Origin of the sequence: Pantoea sp. BS_8 (genome assembly GCF_041954965.1) — a bacterium.
GTDB lineage: Bacteria > Pseudomonadota > Gammaproteobacteria > Enterobacterales > Enterobacteriaceae > Pantoea > Pantoea stewartii.
The window spans coordinates 1-933 of record NZ_JAVAXU010000034.1; the positions used below are offsets into that span (position 1 = coordinate 1).

The 933-nt window shown below is 53.7% G+C and carries 1 protein-coding gene and 1 pseudogene; both read right to left on the bottom strand.

From position 1 onward, the window contains the following. Positions 1 to 243, bottom strand: a pseudogene (locus tag RAC65_RS22285) (conjugal transfer protein TraE); the annotation flags it as partial. Between the two features lie 173 nt (positions 244 to 416). Beyond that, positions 417 to 932: a pili assembly chaperone gene (locus RAC65_RS22290; RefSeq protein WP_375097322.1), complete on the bottom strand. Its 516-nt coding sequence runs from the start codon at positions 930 to 932 to the stop codon at positions 417 to 419. Position 933: the final 1 nt, after the last annotated feature.

Consider the following 933-nt stretch of genomic DNA (forward strand, 5'->3'; position numbering starts at 1 on the left):
GCGGGGTGCTGTGGTCTCTGTCATGACGCCCTCAACAATCACATTGACCAGCTCTGAAACGGAGATGCCGAGTTTATGTGATACCTGATTCACAAATTCCCGTGATGCCGGCCGGAAACGAATGGTCACTGGCGGACTTACGGTTTTCTTCCCTTCCGCAAACTGCTCAAGCAGCTGCCTCTGCTCATCGGTCTGCTCTAAGGCGACGCGGGACAGGATTTCTGTCAGGTTTATGCGTTTCATAAAGGCCCTGGTGTTGGCTGAATGAGAAAATATTTTGTTAATCTTTTCTGTATTCGGTGTGAATACAGTACCTGGCGAAACCGCGTTTTGTATAACGCGATATTTCGATCGTTCAGATCGAATACATGTGTGTAATCAGTGTGAACATTGCCTTCGTGACTTAACACCCGAAATTATTTTTCCGGTTCAGAAGTTTTTTTCAGCAGCATCACCGGCCAACGGCTCCGGGACGGACAGCGCCAGTGCCATTGCCGGAAGAGGATTTCCAGCTGCATCAGCGCGCGGGCTGAATCCCGGAAAGGGACGCTGGTGAGCCTGCTGCGGTAAGACCAGCCCCGCACCTTCAGGTATGTCCTGAGCCTGGCCGCACGGGCAGGCGTCAGCAGGTGCGAAGCAACCACAACGGTTTTTCCCCCGGCTAAGGCGGCTTCAGCTGACTCAAACACCCCAGACCAGAACCAGCTCACGCGCTCAGGCGTGAGTCCGACGGTTGGCTGCCAGGGTGACAGATGAACGGTGATACGTTTTCTGCGGCTCAGTATGCAGGGCTTCCTGAGCAACTGACGGGTCAGCCAGTCGAGCGGTCTGAGCAGAAACGGAGAGAGTGCCGTGAGCAGCCATATAAAACAGAATGCGTTACAGCCGGATGAAATAAAAAGGCTGATGCTGCCAGACAGAGTCAGCCACAGA